This window comes from Arminella tubonensis, from assembly GCF_003240585.1.
Lineage (GTDB): Bacteria > Pseudomonadota > Alphaproteobacteria > Rhizobiales > Rhizobiaceae > Rhizobium > Rhizobium tubonense.
This window is the reverse complement of record NZ_PCDP01000001.1, coordinates 124,205-138,950: the sequence shown is the minus strand read 5'-3', so window position 1 is coordinate 138,950 and position 14,746 is coordinate 124,205. Positions and strand designations below refer to the sequence as shown.

The following is a 14,746-nucleotide window of genomic DNA, read 5'->3' as shown; positions in this document are numbered from 1 at the left end:
CCAGCAGTGGCTATTTATCTGCGGCCGCGCGGTGGCCTCGTACCGGCTTTCCGGTGGGCCGGGCCTGCGTTGCGGCGCCCCGATTTGTGAAACGAGCGCATGGCGGTTGGCATTTCGCGTCCTTCGCTCAACATCTCGAACCGCAGCGCTCCGGCAAGCGGGATCGCCTCCGCCAGCTTGACGCGGACGCTGTCGCCGAGGCGATAGCCGAGACCGGTTTTTTCACCTGTCAACGCCTGATGGGCCTCGTCATAGATGAAGTAGTCGTTGCCAAGCGTAGATATAGGAACGAAACCATCGGCCCCATAGTCCGGAAGGGCAATAAAAAGCCCCGCTTTGGTGACGCCGCCGACACGGCCGTCGAATTCTTCCCCGACACGGCTGCTCAGATGATGCGCAATCAGCCGATCGACCGTCTCGCGCTCGGCGGCCATGGCGCGGCGTTCGAAGGTGGAGATTTCAGCGGCGATGTCGTCGAGAGCCGCTTCCTCTTCCGGCGTGATGCCGCCTTCGCCGAGCCCGAGCGAGCCGACGAGGGCGCGATGGACGATCAAGTCGGCATAGCGGCGGATCGGCGAGGTGAAATGTGCATATTTCATCAGATTGAGGCCGAAATGCCCGATATTCTCGGGGCTGTAGATCGCCTGGCTCTGTGATCTCAGAACCATTTCACTCACCATCGTCTGATGCGCCGTGCCTTCCGCTTTCGCCAGGATGCCGTTGAAGTTGTTGGCCCGCATGTTGCCGCCCTTGACAAGCGAGATGCCAAGCGTGGCCAGAAACTCACGCAGGATCTCCTGCTTGGCAAGCGTCGGGCCGTCGTGGATGCGATAGATCAGCGACTGGCGCTTCTTTTCCAGCGTCTCGGCGGCGGCGACGTTGGCCTGGATCATCATTTCTTCGATGAGCTTGTGCGCGTCAAGCCGCGGCGGCACGACGACACGGTCGACCGTGCCGTCCGGCTTCAGCAGGATCTTGCGCTCCGGCATGTCGAGCTCGAGCGGTTGGCGACGATCGCGACCGCGCTTCATGACGTCGAACGCATGGTAGAGCGGCTTCAGGATCGGCTCGAGCAAGGTGCCGGTCTTGTCGTCGGGGTTGCCGTCGATTGCCGACTGCGCCTGCTGGTAGGAGAGTTTTGCAGCGCTCTTCATCATGATGCGGTGGAAGGTGTGGCCGATCTTGCGTCCATCCTTCGAAAAGACCATCCGCACCGCTAGCGCCGGACGGTCGACGCCTTCCTTCAACGAACACAGATCGTTCGAAATGCGCTCCGGCAGCATCGGTACGACGCGATCCGGGAAATAGACTGAATTGCCGCGCTTCAACGCCTCGCGATCGAGGGCCGAACCGGACCGGACATACCAGGAAACGTCGGCGATCGCGACCGTGACGATGATGCCTTCCTCGTTGTCGGGCGAGGGGTCCATTTCGGCGTAAACCGCGTCGTCATGGTCCTTGGCATCAGGCGGATCGATGGTGATCAGCGGCAGGCTGCGCCAGTCTTCGCGGCGCGACATGGTCGCCGGCTCGGCGGCTTCGGCGGCGTCGATGACGGGCAGGGGGAAGATGTTTGGAATGCCATGGGCGTGGATGGCGATCATCGAAATCGCCTTCTCCGAGCCAGTCGAGCCGACAATGGTCAGAACCTTGGCACGCGGCAGGCCGAAACGGCCAAGCCGCGCCACCTCGACTTCAATCAGGTCCCCATCCTTGGCGCCGCCGACATCATCGGGATCGATGACCATCTCCTCGCCGCGCCGCTCGACCGGCATAAGCCTGCCGCCACCGCCCGGCGTTTCGCGAAAGACGCCGAGCGTCGCGGTGCCTCGCTTGTCGAGAACCTTGATGATCCGCGCGGTATAGGCAGGCCCGCCATGATGCGAGGCCGCAAAGATCTTCGCGAGAATGCGGTCGCCAAGCCCGGCGACAGGAGCCTTGCCCTTGCCGTTGCGGCCGGCAGGGGAGGACGATTGCCGGATGGTGACAGCCGGTGCTACTCCGGCATCCTCAGGCCATTCGGCCGGTCGGCCGATCAGTTCGCCGTCCTTGTCGCGGGTCGTGATGTCGAGCACCGTCACCGGAGGCAGCGCACCGGGCCGGATGAGCGACTTGCGGCTCTTCTGCAGCATGCCCTCTTCCTCGAGGTCGCGCAGAAGGTCCTTGAGCTCGACGCGTTGCTCGCCTTTCAGCCCGAACGCCTTGGCAATCTCGCGCTTCGAGGCCTGCTGTGGATGGTCGGCAATGAAGCGCAAGATGACGTCGCGCGGCGGCAGCACACCGTGAATGATATTCAGCGGCTCCGCGGCCGGCGCATTGGTGGTCGCGCGAACATGTTTGCCCGCGCGTTGGCCGGTTGAAGGAAATCTGCCGCGCGGTTCTCTGGTCACTATGCGCTCTTCTTCGCTGTCTTGGCGGCTGGCTTCTTTGCAGTCGTCGCCTTCGGTTTTGCCGTGGCTTTGGTTGCCTTGCTTGTCGCGGCTGCCAGCTTGGCTTTGGCAGGAGCTTTCGCCTTCGCCTTGGTTTTCGTGCCGCCCGGCTTGCCACTCTTTTCGACGATGAGGGCGAGTGCCTCCTCGACCGTCACGCTCTGCGGGTCCTTGCCCTTCGGAAGCGTTGCATTGACCTTGGCCCAGTTGACGTATGGTCCGTATTTGCCATCGCGGACGGTAATCTTGCCGCCATCGGGGTGGTCGCCGAGCTCCTTCAGCGCTGCCGGCGTGCCGCGCCCGCCGCCGGGGCCTTTGGCCTGCTTCTCCGCAAGAACGGTGACGGCGCGATTGAGCCCGACGGTAAAGACGTCTTCGACGGTTTCGAGATTGGCGTAGCCGCCGTCATGCAGCAGGAATGGCCCGTAGCGACCGATGCCGGATGAGATCATCTTGCCGCTTTCGGGGTGCTTACCGATGTCGCGAGGCAGCGCGATCAAGGCCATTGCCTTCTCGTAGTCGATCTCCTCCGGCTTCCAGCCCTTCGGCAGCGAGGAACGCTTGGCCTCCTTGCCATCGCCACGCTGGATATAGGGCCCGAAGCGGCCGCTGCGCAGCGTCAATTCTTCGCCGGTGACAGGATCCTTGCCGAGGTTCTTCGGCTCGTTGGCCCCCGACGCGTCCGCCTCCGCACCGCCCTCGGACGAAAGCTGGCGTGTGTAGTTGCAGTCCGGATAGTTCGAGCAGCCGACGAAGGCGCCGTACTTGCCGAGCTTCAATGACAGATTGCCGGTGCCGCAGACCTGACAGATACGCGGATCGCTGCCGTCTTCGCGCTTGGGGAATACGAGCGGCGCCAGCGTCTCGTTCAGCGCGTCCAGCACGTTGGTGACGCGCAGTTCCTTGGTGTCTTCGATCTGGGCGAAGAAGGCGGTCCAGAATTCGCGAAGCACATCCTTCCAGTTCAGTTCGCCGGCCGAGATGCGATCGAGCTTCTCTTCGAGATCGGCCGTGAAATCATATTCGACGTAGCGCGTGAAGAAGCTCTCGAGGAATGCCGTGACCAGCCGACCCTTTGAATGCGGCACCAGCTTGCGCTTGTCGATCGTCACATAGTCCCGGTCGCGCAGCGTCGCCAGCGTCGCGGCATAGGTCGAGGGCCGCCCGATGCCGAGCTCTTCCATCTTCTTGATCAGCGTCGCTTCCGAATAGCGCGGCGGCGGCTCGGTAAAATGCTGGGTCGAATTGATCTTTTGCTTCGCCAGGTTTTCGCGGGCGTTGATCTCCGGCAGCCGACCGTCCTCGTCGCCATCATCGCTCTGCTCGCCGTCTTCCTTCTGGTCGGTGTAGGCCGCAATGAAGCCATCGAAACGGATCACCGAGCCAACGGCGCGAAGTCCGGCTTTCTCACCATTATTATCGGCAAGTATCTCCACGGTCGTCCGCTCGATCTCCGCCGACGCCATCTGGCTGGCGATGCCGCGTTTCCAGATAAGGTCGTAGAGGCGGCTCTGATCGGCGTCGAGATAGTCGCGGACCTTGTCCGGCGAGCGATTGAAATCAGTCGGTCGAATAGCCTCGTGCGCCTCCTGGGCGTTCTTTGCCTTGGTGGCATAGAAGCGGGCCTTCTCAGGCAGATAGCGCTTGCCGAACTGGTCGACGATCGCGTCGCGGGCAGCGTCGATGGCCTCCGGCGCCATTTGTACGCCGTCGGTACGCATATAGGTAATGAGACCGACCGTCTCGCCGCCTATGTCGAAGCCTTCGTAGAGCCTCTGCGCCACCTGCATGGTGCGGGATGCCGAAAAGCCGAGTTTCGACGAGGCTGCCTGCTGTAGTGTGGAAGTTGTGAAGGGAGGACCGGGATTGCGCTTGACCGGCTTTGCCTCGACCGTATCAACGACATAGCTTGCACCCTCAAGCAGCGCCTTCAATTTGGCTGCGTCTTCGCCGTTGCCGATCGAACGCGCCTGCAATCGCTTGCCATTGGCCACAACCAGGCGTGCTTCAAACTCGTCACCCCTCGGTGTCTTCAGCAAAGCCGAAAGGTTCCAGTATTCCTCGGTAATGAAGCGTTCGATCTCGGATTCACGGTCGCAGACGAGGCGCAGCGCAACCGATTGTACGCGTCCAGCCGAACGAGCGCCGGGCAGCTTGCGCCACAGCACGGGAGAAAGATTGAAGCCAACCAGATAATCCAGGGCGCGGCGGGCAAGGTATGCATCCACCAGCGGCACATCGATGTCGCGCGGCTGTGCCATCGCGTCCAACACCGCCTTCTTGGTGATGGCGTTGAAAACGACGCGCTGCACCTTCTTGCCGTTGATGACCTTCTTCTTGTTCAGCAGATCGAGAACGTGCCAGGAAATAGCCTCGCCTTCGCGATCCGGGTCAGTCGCGAGAATGAGACCGTCTGCCGTTTTCATGGCATCCGAGATATCCTTCATCCGCTTGGCGGACGCGCTGTCCACCTCCCACAGCATCTCGAAATCCTGATCCGGCAGGACCGAACCGTCCTTCGCCGGCAGATCGCGCACGTGGCCGAAAGACGCAAGCACCTTATATCCAGGTCCTAGATATTTATTGATCGTCTTGGCCTTCGAAGGCGATTCCACCACTACAACATTCATCATGATTCTCTAAATATGAGGTCGCGCCGGCTGGGAAGGGGGCGGTGCATCCCGGTAGTTTCCACTTTCCGGTTCTCCGACATGGACAGGGAAATCGCTTCGGTCAAGGGGTACGCCTCATTTTTACTCACCTCAACGCAATACAACTTATGGATGATTAACTGTGTATTGCAATTTAAGATAAACGGTCTATCGTCGTATATATGTTGGTGGAACAATGATCCGGCAACCCCAACCACCGCTTCGACGGGAACGATAAATGATGCCAAAAGTCAACAAGATCGCCGACGGCGCCTCCGCCGCCCGCAATAATATTATATATATTAGAGATATGCTCGGGGAGCTTCGCAAGGTCGCGGAGAGAGAGGGTGCCGACTTGCTGTGCTATCTGATCGAGATGGCATATGTAGAAGCCGGCGATCTTCAGGCTGGTACGCAGTCCTTCTCAATCCAGCATCGCAAGCGAAACTAATCCACCCGGATGGCGATGCAGGCGGCCTGCAATATCCAATTCCAGCAGAACGAGATAGACCGAGGAGGCAGCGAGCCCGGTATGCCGGATGACATCGTCAATGTCGACAGGTGTAGGCCCGAGCGCATCGGTGATCCGTGATCGCTCGCTGTCATCAGGCGGCAGCCTCATCGGCTTGTCGTCCGGCTCCCCCGGTTCCTCGACCACGGGGGTCGAAAAAAGATCAAGTTGGGACAGCGGCGCCAGCGCTTCGATTACATCTTCAGAACTCGTGGCGATCATCGCGCCATTTTTCAGCAACCCGTTGGTTCCCTGGCAACGCGGATCGAGTGGCGACCCCGGCACGGCAAACACCAGCCTGCCGCACTCGCTGGCAAGCCGTGCGGTGATCAGCGAGCCGGAACGCGTCGCCGCCTCGACGACGACGACGCCGAGCGCTACGCCCGCGATCAGGCGATTTCGCCTGGGAAAGTCGCGTGCCCGCGGTTCCCAGCCAAAGGGCATTTCGCTGATGGCGAGGCCGTTGCCGTTCCATATTCGTCAAGTAGCCCGAGATTCTCAGGCGGATAAGGCTGATCGAGACCGCCGGCCATCGCCGCGATCGTGCCAGTGTCGAGGCTGGCACGATGGGCTGCAGTATCGATACCGCGCGCAAGACCTGAAATCACGGCATAACCTGCGCGTCCGCAATCCCGGGCGATCATCGCCGCAAATTTGGCACCGCTGATCGAAGCATTGCGTGACCCGACAATTCCGACGGCAGGCCGTGTTCCGGTCGTCAGGTCTCCCTTGACGGCGAGGAGCGGCGGAGCCCCGTCGATCTGCCGAAGTGCCGGCGGATAGTCTGGCTCGCCGATACCGACGAAACGGGCGCCGAAACGCTCTGCCGTGTCGAGTTCGCGTAGCGCATCCTGCTCGCCGGCGATCCGTATCGCCCTTGTAGCACCGCCGCGCTGAGACAGTTCCGGCAACATGGCAAGCGCGGTCTCGGCCGAGCCGAAATGGTTGATGAGGTCGCGAAAAGTTGCAGGGCCGACATTGTCGGAACGGATCAACCGGAGCCAGGCGATCCTTTGTTTTTCCGTCAGCGCAATTCCCGTTCGTCTTGCGCTGTCTGCCTTCATTACCCCTTTGCCCCGATCTTGCTTTCCGTGCCCGCTGCAAGCCGGGCGATATTGGTCTTGTGTTTCCACCACGAAATGACGGTCATGACTGCCATGGCGGCCGCGACCTTGTCGGCGCCCAGTATCCACAATGCAACCGGAATGACAAGCGTTGCAACCAATGCGGAAAGTGAGGAATAACGGGTGGTGAACGCAAGCGCGAGCCAGATGATGGCAAAGGCAGCAGCCATCAGAGGAGCAAGGCCTAGAAGAATGCCGAGATAGGTCGCGACGCCCTTGCCTCCCTTGAAGCCGATCCAGACTGGAAAGATATGGCCGATGAATGCGGCAAAACCGGCAACGATGCCTGCTTCCTCGCCGAATAGTGCGTAACCGATGAGGACCGCCGCCGTGCCCTTCAGGGCATCGAGGAGGAGGGTGGCTGCGGCAAGCATCTTGTTGCCTGTCCGCAGCACGTTCGTCGCACCGATATTGCCGGAGCCGATTTTGCGAACATCGCCAAGCCCGGCCATCCAGGTCAACACCAGTCCAAAGGGTATCGAGCCGAGAAGATAGCCGATAACAAGCGACGCAAGTGCGATCGGCAGGGTGACCTGCCAGGTCGTAAATCCGGTCATGATGATATTCCCCACAAATATCGGTCGATCAGAGAGAATGGACGCATTTGCCCGCCACGTAGGTTGCAACGGCGCGGCCGCTGAAGCGTGCATCTTCGAACGGCGTATTCTTCGAACGCGAAAGAAGCATGTCCTTCGCGACCAACCAAGGTTCGTCGAGGTCGATCAGGGTGATGTCGGCTTTCGCGCCGGGCTTCAGCGTGCCGGCCTCGAGACCGAAAATCTGCGCCGGCCTCGTCGACATCGCGTCGATCAGACGCATCAGCCCGACTTGGCCGTTATGATGCAGGCGAAGGGCCGCAGCCAGCATGGTCTCAAGCCCGACTGCTCCGTCCTCGGCTTCCGCGAAAGGCAAGCGCTTGGTGTCGACGTCTTGCGGATCGTGCGACGAGACGATGATGTCGATCGTGCCGTCGGCAAGCGCCTCTACCATGGCGATGCGGTCGTCCTCGGAGCGCAGCGGCGGATAAAGCTTGAAGAAGGTGCGGTATTCGCCGATGTCGTTCTCGTTCAGCGAAAGATTATTGATGGAGATGCCGCAGGTGACCTTTGCGCCGCGCTCCCGGGCGACCCGGATCGCCTCGGCCGATTCGGGAATAGAGATCATGGCAGCATGATAGTCGCTGCGGGTCAGCGCCGCGATCCTGAGATCGCGTTCGAGGGGGATCAGTTCCGCCTCCTTGGGGATACCGGAAAGCCCGAGCCAGCTGGCGAGCAGCCCCTCATGCATCACGCCGTTGGCACCGAGATGCTTGTCGCGTGTTGCGCAGGAAATCACCGCACCGAATTCACGGGCATAGGTCATGACGCGGCGAAGCACCTGGGTGTCGTGAATGCCAGTGTGCCCGTCCGTGAAGGCGACCGCGCCGGCTTCCCGGAGCAGCCCGATCTCCGTCATCTCCTGGCCGGCGAGGCCCTTGGTGATGGCGGCGGCGGGATAGACATTGACAACGGCCTTGTCGCGCGCCGTTTTCTTCACGAATTCAACAAGGGCGATATCGTCGATGACAGGATTGGTGTCGGGCATCATGATGAAGGAGGTAACGCCGCCTGCCGCCGCTGCGCGGCTGGCCGAGGCGATCGTCTCGCGGTGTTCGCCGCCGGGCTCGCCGACATGTACGCGGGCGTCGACAAGACCAGGTACGGCGATGAGACCGCTGCAGTCCCTGATATCTGCGCCTTTCGGTACGGCGTGGTTTTGCGCATCCTTGCCGGCCGCGACGATGATGCCGTCTTCGACGATGATATGGCCGACCTCATCGAGATCGCGCGACGGGTCGATGATGCGGGCGTTCCTGAAGACGATCGAGTTGCTCATGCGCCAACTCCGTCGGCTCGCGGTCCCTGATTCTGCGACACTAGCAGTGTCTCCATGACAGCCATGCGAACCGCGACCCCCATTTCTACCTGCTCGGCAATGACGCTCTGCGGCCCGTCGGCCACCTCCGATGCGATCTCGACGCCGCGATTCATCGGCCCCGGATGCATCACCAGCGCGTCTTCCTTCGCCGCTTTCAGCGTCTCCGCATCAAGGCCGTAGAAGTGATAGTATTCCCGGACCGAAGGGACGAAGGCGCCTGACATGCGCTCGCGCTGCAGCCGCAGCATCATCACGACATCGGCGCCCGCCAGGCCCTCTTTCATCGAATGAAAGACTTCGCAGCCCATTTCCGCAATGCCGGCCGGCAACAGTGTAGACGGCGCCACGACCCGGACACGGGCGCCCATGGCGTTGAGCAGAAGAATGTTGGAGCGCGCTACACGCGAATGCAGCACGTCGCCGCAGATCGCCACGACAATGCGCGATAGCTTGCCCTTGGCCCGGCGGATGGTCAGCGCATCGAGAAGCGCCTGCGTAGGATGCTCGTGCTGGCCATCGCCCGCGTTGACGACGGAGCAGGACACTTTCTGCGCAAGGAGCGCTGCAGCCCCGGCGCTGGAATGGCGGATGATCAGGACATCGGGACGCATAGCGTTGAGCGTCATCGCCGTATCGATCAGCGTCTCGCCCTTTTTCACTGAGGAATTTCCGACCGACATGTTCATCACATCCGCGCCGAGCCGCTTTCCGGCCAGCTCGAATGACGCCTGCGTCCGTGTGGATGCTTCGAAGAAGAGATTGATCTGTGTCAATCCACGAAGCGTCGACGTCTTCTTTTCTCGTTGGCGACTGATCTTCACCGCCTCGTCCGCTCGGTCGAGAAGATAGGTGATATCCTGCTCGGTCAGGCCCTTGATGCCGATGAGGTGCCGGTGGGGAAAGAAGACCATGAACCTGCCTCTGGATGTCGTCAGGGCGTCTATAAAGAGTAGGTCCCCGCGGGGCAAGCGCGCGCTGCGGGCAACCACATCTGTTTCCCATGCAATTTAACGCGAATCCCGGTAGAGCAGGATGGGGACGAGCGGAAACTTACAGTTTCCCTTGCCATTTTCTTACTCTAGAAGCGTCTTATGACACAATCGACCCGGACAGAAGAAACCCTCGCCGAACTGAACCAGCCAAGCCTCTGGTCCGGGATAAATGCCTATCGTTCAGATCCGCTGGTTGTCGATCTCACCTCCGGCCTGCCGCGGTCGATCCGCGAAGATCTGGAGCAGATGGGGCGTTTCGTGACGTCGCATGAGGCGCAGGAACTGGCCCGGATGGCAAACCAGGGGGTGCCGCAACTGCACACCCACGGCCCGCGCGGCGAGCGGTTGGATGTCGTCGAGTTCCATCCGGCCTGGCACGCGCTGATGCGCCGCTCGATGTCGATGGGCCTGCACTCCTCGATATGGGACCCGCAGGCGGACCCCGAGGCAAAAGGCCAGGCGCACAAGGTGCGTGCAGCCCGCTTTTACCTGACAGCGCAACTGGAATGCGGCCACCTCTGCCCGCTGACGATGACCAGCGCCTCCGTGGCGGCGATGATGGCCTCGCCGGCGGTCCAGAAGGACTGGGCGCCGAAGATCCTGTCGCGCAAATATGATTCGACGAACAAGCCTGCGATGCAGAAATCCGCCGTCACCATCGGCATGGGGATGACCGAGAAGCAGGGCGGCACCGATGTGCGTGCCAACAAGACGAGCGCCGAGAAAGTCAGCGAGGGCATCTACCGGCTGTCCGGCCACAAATGGTTCATGTCGGCCCCGATGAGCGACGCATTTATAATGCTGGCACAGACGGGCGATGGAATGGGTTGCTTCCTGGTGCCCCGCCTTCTTGAAGACGGCTCCGCCAACGGCCTGCAATTCCAGCGGCTGAAGGACAAGATCGGCAATCGCTCCAACGCGTCCTCGGAAGTCGAGTTCAACGACACTTTCGGCTTCCTGCTCGGCGCGCCCGATGGCGGCGTTCGCACTATCCTCGACATGGTCACGCTGACGCGCCTCGACTGCGCCTTGGCCTCGGTCGGCATCATGCGCGCCTCGCTAGCCGAAGCGGTCCACCACACCCGCGGCCGCAGCGTTTTCGGCAAGATGCTCGTCCACCAGCCCATCATGACGCGCGTGCTTGCGGATATGGCGCTTGACGTCGCCGCCGCCACTGCTCTTTCGTTCCGACTGGCCGAAGCATTCGACAAGGCCCGCGACAGCGCCGAGGAAGCAGCCTTTGCCCGTGTGATGACGCCGGTCGCAAAATACTGGTGCTGCAAGATCGCCCCTGGCCTGATCTACGAGGCGATGGAATGCATCGGTGGCAGCGGCTACATCGAGGAGCGCCCGATCGCTCGTCACTATAGGGAAGCGCCTGTCAACGCCATCTGGGAAGGTTCCGGCAATGTCATGGCGCTGGATCTTCTGAGAGTCTTGAACCGGGGCAGGGATCTCTTCGAGATGGTTTTCGCAGGCCTTGCACGCGACCTGGGTCCGGCGGGCAAGAAGACCATCGACGTGCTCCGGGCCGCCATGGCTCTCTGCGAGCGAGACGAAGGGGCGGCACGCCTGCTGATCGAGCAGATGGCGCTCGCCGCCGGCGCCGCCGAGCTCTATCGCCTCGGCGCGGGCAAGATCGCCGATGCCTTCATCGAGACGCGTCTGGCAGGCGGCTGGCGCTCGACTTACGGCATGCTCGATAGCCGATTCGATGCCAGCTACATCGTCGACCTGCTTTATCCGCCGGCGACATAGGCGGATGATCCTGCCATGGGGAAAATATGATCAACCTCCGCCCCGTCGATATGGCAGATATCGATAGTCTGTACGCAATTTCGCTGGCGACAGGTGATGCGGGCGGCGATGCGTCCTCGTTGTATCGAGACGGACGCATGATAGGGCACATCTATTCCGCGCCTTACGCCCATTTCTGCGCCGAAAGCTCGTTCGTTGCGGAAGACGGGCGCGACGTCGTCGGCTATATCGTGGGTGCCTTGAATACGCGCGCCTACGAGGAGCGGCTCGAACGCGATTGGTGGCCGCAACTTCGACAGGCTTACCGCGAGCCCTCGGGCGAGCGATCGGCGTGGGATGCCGATCAGCAGCGCAGCTTCATGATCCATCACCCGCGCAGGACTCCAGAGGCGATTATCGATGCCTTTCCAGCGCATATTCATATGAATCTGCTGCCACGAACACAGGGACTTGGCGTCGGAACTGCATTGCTCGATCTATGGCTGTCAACGGCGCGCAGCGCGAAGGTAAGAGCAGTTCACCTTGGGGCCAGTATCGCCAATGAAGCTGCCGTGCGCTTCTGGCAATCCCGCGGCTTCAGCCCGTTGCAGCTGCTACCCTCTATCCCGTCGGGCACGACGGTCTGGCTCGGGCGGTCGATTTAAGGTCTCGACTAAATCCACAACTTTCAGGCCGGGCGCCCGTCGGGACCGTTGTCCACCCGAAGATCGCCTGTTAATCACCACCCAGTGACAATCGGGATTGATGGAATATGCCGAACGCAATTGCGGTTCTCGAAAAGCCACTGGACGGCCGGGCCAACCCAGAAAAGCGCGTGCGAGATCGGGCCGGGACCGAACGCGCCATTCTCGATGCCGCCAAGCGACTGCTGGCTAAGGAAGGCTTCCAGGGTTTCGGCATCAATGCCGTTGCCCGCGGCGCCGGTTGTGACAAGCAATTGATCTATCGCTACTACGGCGGGCTCGATGGGCTGGTCGAGGCGATCGGGGCCGATCTCGGCGGCTGGGTGAAAGAGCGAATCCCCGAAGATGCTGGCGGCATGTTTCTTCTAACCTACGGCGACCTCATGGAGCGCCTGATCGTGCTTTTCATCGAGGCGCTGCGGGACGATCCGCTGATGCGCAAGATCGTCGCTTGGGAAATCTCGGAAAACACCGAGCAGGTGAGGCGGCTTTCCGAGGCTCGCGCCAAGGCGTTGGCCCTTTGGATCGACCGCATGCGCGGTTCTTTGACGGCGCCCAAAGGCGTGGACGCGGTTGCCGTCAACGCCGTGCTTATCGCGGCCGTCCAGCACATGGTTCTCTCTTCGGCAACCAGTGGCCAGTGCGCGGGCCTTTCTCTCAAAAGCCAGAAGGATTGGGAGAAGGCGACGGTTGCAGTCAAGCGGATAGTTCGCGGCATCTACGGCTAAGTATTTGAGCCGGTTACCGAATGTCGCTCTATGCACAGGGCCGTTAACCTTAACAATTGGTTTACGTTGCGCACCCTCGGTTAAGGCGCGAATGTGCGCTGCAACTGTTTGTTAACCAACGTGTGCCCATGGGAACCAAGCCCTTCAAAGTCGCATTTCTCGTTGCGTCGATGTTGTTTTTCGCCGTGCTGGCACTCGATATTGCCGTGCCGGCATTGGTCCTCAGCGCGATGGCGTTGTCGAATTGGCTGGTATTGTCTTCCAGCCCGCAAGCCTATCAGCGTGAAAGGGCAGCCGCATGAAGTGGTTTCTGATTTTCTGGGCCGGCCCCATCTTTTTTCTCGGCAGCTGGTATTGGCTTTCCTACTACGACATGAGCTTCGGCGTTTTCATGTATACGCGCCAGATGCATGACCTGGTGTTCCAGATTTACGGAAACATTCTCGGCATTCCTCCGGAAACCATCCCGCCGCTTGTCATGCGCGCGATCGTCTTCGATACCTTCCTGGTCTTTTCGCTGATCGCCTATCGCAAGCGCAAGGTCATCAAGGCCTGGTGGGAGGCGCGTCAGGCGTCGAAGTCCCGGTTGTCGCGCCTTGCCAGCGACGAAAGCCTGTCGAGCGCCCCCTGAAGGATGAAGCTTGCCGCGGCGGAATCGATGCGATCCGCCCGTTTGGCTCGAGACACGTCCATCGAGATCAACGCGCGCTCAGCAGCCACCGTCGATAGTCGTTCGTCCCAGAAGACGAAGGGAAGGGCGGTCTTTTCAGACATGTTGCGCACGAAGGCGCGGGTCGCCTGAACCCGAGGCCCCTCCGAACCATCCATATTGACCGGCAGACCGATGATGAAGGCTGCCACCTTTTCCTTGTCGGCAAAATCCAGCAGCGCCATGGCGTCCTGCGTAAATTTCACCCTGCGGATGACCGTGCGAGGGGTCGCCAGAGTTCGACCGATATCCGACATGGCTAGCCCGATCGTCTTCGTGCCGAGGTCTAGCCCGGCCACGGCCTGGCCCGGCTGGAGTGTTGCGGCAAGGTCTTCGATGGTCAGCGTGGTCATCAGGCGTTTGTCTCGTCAAAAGAAATTGAACGGCATGCGGCTTCTCTTTGCCGCTGCATCGGCTATGTCCATAGCATCCCGACGCGCTTTTGCATCAGACTATTGAAGGAGCAGACAAATGAAGATCACCTGGCTTGGTCACGCCGCATTCCGCATCGAAACGGCAAGCGCGAAAATCCTGATCGACCCGTTTTTTACGCATAATGCTTCCTTCGCCGGTCTCGACGTCAAGGAGGTAACTGCCGGCATCACCCATATCCTCCTGACTCACGGCCACGGAGATCATGTCGGCGATACGGTCGCGATTGCCAAGGAAACCGGGGCGGTTGTCCTAGCCAATGCCGACCTCGCCGCCTGGCTTGGCAGCAAGGGCGTCCAGAAGCTCGAAATGGGCAACACGGGCGGCACCGTCCCGCTCGGTTCGTTCACGGCGACCTTCACCAACGCCCTGCATTCCTCGGCGCAGATCACCGAGGATGGCGTCTCGCATGCGCTCGGCAACCCCAACGGCCTGATGCTGCATTTCGAGGACGAGGCAAGCCTGCTGCACATGGGTGACACCGACATCTTCTCCGATATGGCTCTCATCAACGAACTGCATCAGCCCGACATCGGCATCGTACCGATAGGCGACCGATTCACGATGGGCGGCGCCGTCGCAGCGCTCGCCTGCCAGCGCTTCTTCAACTTCAAGACCGCCATCCCCTGCCACTACGGCACCTTCCCGATCATCGACCAGACACCGGAGAAGTTCGTGACCGGCATGGAAGGCTCAACGACGAAGGTCTCAGCGCCGAAGCCCGGCGAGACGCTGTCGTTCTGATATTTCCCCCGTTGCACGCGGCGGACATGGCCTTTATAGCGGGTAGGAAAATCCTATCCGGAGAATGC

13 protein-coding genes and 1 pseudogene are annotated in these 14,746 nt (G+C 61.0%); 7 read left to right on the top strand and 7 right to left on the bottom strand.

Annotation, left to right across the window (positions count from 1 at the left end; translation table 11 throughout):
* Positions 1–14: 14 nt before the first annotated feature.
* Together rnr and topA are read right to left on the bottom strand one after the other, a co-directional pair.
* Positions 15–2,390 carry a ribonuclease R gene (rnr, locus tag CPY51_RS00755; RefSeq protein WP_111158145.1) on the bottom strand — a complete coding sequence of 792 codons (2,376 nt, stop codon included), beginning with the start codon at positions 2,388–2,390 and terminating at the stop codon, positions 15–17.
* Positions 2,390–5,059, bottom strand: coding sequence for a type I DNA topoisomerase (topA, locus tag CPY51_RS00750; protein ID WP_111158144.1), 2,670 nt, complete (start codon positions 5,057–5,059; stop codon positions 2,390–2,392). Before topA ends, rnr begins: the two co-directional genes overlap by 1 nt.
* 259 nt (positions 5,060–5,318) lie before the next feature.
* On the opposite strand from topA, the gene CPY51_RS00745 reads away from it, so the two are divergent.
* Positions 5,319–5,531 carry a hypothetical protein gene (locus CPY51_RS00745; protein ID WP_111158143.1) on the top strand — a complete coding sequence of 71 codons (213 nt, stop codon included), beginning with the start codon at positions 5,319–5,321 and terminating at the stop codon, positions 5,529–5,531.
* Here the strand turns inward: CPY51_RS00745 and dprA are convergent.
* The 4 genes and pseudogenes from dprA to CPY51_RS00725 form a co-directional block, all read right to left on the bottom strand.
* A pseudogene (gene dprA, locus CPY51_RS00740) lies at positions 5,505–6,655 on the bottom strand (DNA-processing protein DprA). The gene CPY51_RS00745 and the pseudogene dprA overlap by 27 nt on opposite strands.
* A complete protein-coding gene (gene plsY / locus CPY51_RS00735; RefSeq protein ID WP_111158142.1) occupies positions 6,655–7,272 on the bottom strand; it encodes a glycerol-3-phosphate 1-O-acyltransferase PlsY in 618 nt (205 codons plus the stop codon). The pseudogene dprA and the gene plsY overlap by 1 nt, the downstream one beginning before the upstream one ends.
* A 28-nt stretch (positions 7,273–7,300) precedes the next feature.
* The gene (locus CPY51_RS00730) at positions 7,301–8,590 is read right to left on the bottom strand and encodes a dihydroorotase (RefSeq protein ID WP_111158141.1); all 1,290 of its coding nucleotides are present in this window, start codon (positions 8,588–8,590) and stop codon (positions 7,301–7,303) included.
* On the bottom strand, positions 8,587–9,543 hold the full coding sequence (locus tag CPY51_RS00725) for an aspartate carbamoyltransferase catalytic subunit (RefSeq protein WP_111158140.1): 957 nt from the start codon (positions 9,541–9,543) through the stop codon (positions 8,587–8,589). The genes CPY51_RS00730 and CPY51_RS00725 overlap by 4 nt, the downstream gene beginning before the upstream one ends.
* 180 nt (positions 9,544–9,723) lie before the next feature.
* On the opposite strand from CPY51_RS00725, the gene CPY51_RS00720 reads away from it, so the two are divergent.
* The 5 genes from CPY51_RS00720 to CPY51_RS00705 all read left to right on the top strand — a co-directional run bounded on the left by CPY51_RS00720 (position 9,724) and on the right by CPY51_RS00705 (position 13,424).
* Positions 9,724–11,382: an acyl-CoA dehydrogenase family protein gene (locus tag CPY51_RS00720; RefSeq protein ID WP_111158139.1), complete on the top strand. Its 1,659-nt coding sequence runs from the start codon at positions 9,724–9,726 to the stop codon at positions 11,380–11,382.
* Positions 11,383–11,408: 26 nt separating this feature from the next.
* Positions 11,409–12,026, top strand: coding sequence for a GNAT family N-acetyltransferase (locus CPY51_RS00715; RefSeq protein WP_111158138.1), 618 nt, complete (start codon positions 11,409–11,411; stop codon positions 12,024–12,026).
* Positions 12,027–12,133: 107 nt separating this feature from the next.
* Positions 12,134–12,793 carry a TetR/AcrR family transcriptional regulator gene (locus CPY51_RS00710; RefSeq protein ID WP_111158137.1) on the top strand — a complete coding sequence of 220 codons (660 nt, stop codon included), beginning with the start codon at positions 12,134–12,136 and terminating at the stop codon, positions 12,791–12,793.
* Positions 12,794–12,921: 128 nt separating this feature from the next.
* Positions 12,922–13,095: a hypothetical protein gene (locus CPY51_RS32650; RefSeq protein ID WP_195909380.1), complete on the top strand. Its 174-nt coding sequence runs from the start codon at positions 12,922–12,924 to the stop codon at positions 13,093–13,095.
* On the top strand, positions 13,092–13,424 hold the full coding sequence (locus CPY51_RS00705) for a DUF6105 family protein (RefSeq protein WP_111158136.1): 333 nt from the start codon (positions 13,092–13,094) through the stop codon (positions 13,422–13,424). Before CPY51_RS32650 ends, CPY51_RS00705 begins: the two co-directional genes overlap by 4 nt.
* On the opposite strand, the gene ruvX is transcribed toward CPY51_RS00705, so the two are convergent.
* Positions 13,361–13,855 carry a Holliday junction resolvase RuvX gene (gene ruvX, locus CPY51_RS00700; RefSeq protein WP_111158135.1) on the bottom strand — a complete coding sequence of 165 codons (495 nt, stop codon included), beginning with the start codon at positions 13,853–13,855 and terminating at the stop codon, positions 13,361–13,363. The two genes, CPY51_RS00705 and ruvX, sit on opposite strands and share 64 nt — an antisense overlap.
* A gap of 118 nt (positions 13,856–13,973) precedes the next feature.
* Between ruvX and CPY51_RS00695 the strand changes: the two genes are divergently transcribed.
* A complete protein-coding gene (locus CPY51_RS00695) occupies positions 13,974–14,678 on the top strand; it encodes a metal-dependent hydrolase (RefSeq protein ID WP_111158134.1) in 705 nt (234 codons plus the stop codon).
* Positions 14,679–14,746 lie beyond the last annotated feature (68 nt).